This window comes from Micromonospora sp. NPDC047753 (assembly GCF_040642735.1).
Classification (GTDB): domain Bacteria; phylum Actinomycetota; class Actinomycetes; order Mycobacteriales; family Micromonosporaceae; genus Micromonospora.
The window spans coordinates 1-2159 of record NZ_JBEYSL010000766.1; the positions used below are offsets into that span (position 1 = coordinate 1).

2 pseudogenes are annotated in these 2159 nt (G+C 69.0%); one reads left to right on the forward strand and one right to left on the reverse strand.

Annotated elements, in window-relative coordinates:
* Window positions 1-741: pseudogene (locus ABZ749_RS34280) on the reverse strand (GTPase HflX); the annotation flags it as partial.
* 183 nt (window positions 742-924) lie between these two features.
* On the opposite strand from ABZ749_RS34280, the pseudogene ABZ749_RS34285 reads away from it, so the two are divergent.
* A pseudogene (locus ABZ749_RS34285) lies at window positions 925-2064 on the forward strand (malic enzyme-like NAD(P)-binding protein); the annotation flags it as partial.
* Window positions 2065-2159 lie beyond the last annotated feature (95 nt).

The following is a 2159-nucleotide window of genomic DNA, read 5'->3' on the forward strand; positions in this document are numbered from 1 at the left end:
GGAACGCTTGGTCACGCGTACCGTCTTCATGCTCTTGATCTCGCGACGCAGCCGGGAGATGCGGTGGCGGATGCGCCGCCGGTCGGTCTCCAGCTTGGTCTCACCGGGGCCACGGACACCCACACCGCCGCCAGCGCCGCCGCCCCGGCCGGAACCACCGGTCTGCCGGGAGAGCGTCTCACCCCAACCGCGCAGTCGGGGCAGCAGGTATTCGAGCTGGGCCAGCTCGACCTGCGCCTTACCTTCCTTGCTCTTGGCGTGCTGCGCGAAGATGTCGAGGATCAGCGCCGTACGGTCGACGACCTTGACCTTGGTGCGCTGCTCCAGGTTGCGCAGCTGCGACGGGGACAACTCACCGTCACAGATGACCGTGTCGGCGCCGGTGGAGAGCACCACCGCGCCAAGATCGTCGACCTTGCCACGGCCGATGTACGTGGCCGGGTCAGGTCGGGTACGACGTTGGATGAGCCCTTCGAGCACCTGCGAACCGGCGGTTTCGGCCAGCGCGGCGAGCTCGGTCAGCGAGTTTTCCGCGTCGGTGACAGTGCCTTCGGTCCAGACGCCCACCAGGACGACCCGCTCCAGCCGCAGCTGGCGGTATTCCACCTCGGTGACGTCGGTGAGCTCGGTTGACAGGCCCGGGACGCGTCGGAGGGACTGCCGCTCCGACAGCTCCATCTCGCCGGTGGTGACGTCGTCGAGCTCGTCCTCGACGGGGACAAAGCTCTCCTGGTCTCGCAAGCGGTTCTCCTGTCCGTTTTGATAAGTAGAACGTAATCCTGACATGACACAACGCCGAACGCACCTGCTATATGCCCATGGTGAAGGTCGCCAAAAGTGGGGGCGAATGCTGGTCGGCCGCGACAACCCGGTAGAAATGCGGGCGGCGGCCGAACGGCCGCACAGCCGTTACGGAGGGATCCCGTGGCCATCACCCGACTGCCCAGCGCCGGATTTTCGATCACCATCCGGATCGCCGTGACCGCGGACGCCTCCTCGATCGGCCGGCTCACCACCTCCGTCGGCGAGGCCGGGGCGATCGTCACGGCGCTGGACGTGGTGGACTCGGACCCGACCAACGTGATCGTCGACCTGACCTGCGACACCGCCGACGCCGGTCACGCCGACCAGGTGGTCGACGCGCTGACCGCGCTGGACGGCGTGGACGTGCGCAAGGTGTCGGACCGGACGTTCCTGCTGCACCTGGGCGGCAAGATCGAGGTGACCTCGAAGGTCGCGCTGCGCAACCGCGACGAGCTGTCCCGCGCGTACACCCCCGGGGTTGCCCGGGTCTGCATGGCGATCGCCGAGAACCCGGCCGACGCCCGGCGACTGACCATCAAGCGCAACACCGTCGCTGTGGTCAGCGACGGCTCGGCGGTGCTCGGGCTGGGCAACCTCGGCCCGGCCGCGTCGCTGCCGGTGATGGAGGGCAAGGCCGCGCTGTTCAAGCGCTTCGGCGGGGTGGACGCGTGGCCGGTGGTGCTGGACACCCAGGACACCGACGAGATCGTGCAGATCGTCAAGGCGATCGCGCCGGCCTACGGCGGCATCAACCTGGAGGACATCGCCGCACCGCGCTGCTTCGAGATCGAGGCCCGGCTGCGCGAGGCGCTGGACATCCCGGTCTTCCACGACGATCAGCACGGCACGGCGATCTGCGTGCTGGCCGCGCTGACCAACGCGCTGCGGGTGGTGGGCAAGCAGCTCGCGGACGTCCGGGTGGTCGTCTCCGGAGCCGGCGCGGCCGGCACCGCGATCATGAAGCTGCTGCTGCGCCAGGGCGTCGGCGACATCATCGCGTACGACCGGGAGGGCGCCCTGCACCGCGGGTTGACCGGGCTCAACTCGGCGTGGCAGTGGCTGGCGGAGAACACCAACAAGGAGAACTACTCCGGCGACCTGCCCGGAGCGATCCGGGGCGCCGACGTGTTCATCGGGGTCAGCGCGCCGAACCTGCTCACCGGCGACGACATCGCGCAGATGGCGAAGAACTCGATCGTCTTCGCGCTGGCCAACCCCGACCCGGAGGTCGACCCGCGGGAGGCGCGCAAGCACGCCGCAGCTGGTCGAGGAACGCGTCGATCTGCCCGGGTCGCCGGTTGCGGTCCGGTTCGAGCAGCACCACAGTGACCCGCCCGGACGGGCTCTGCACCACC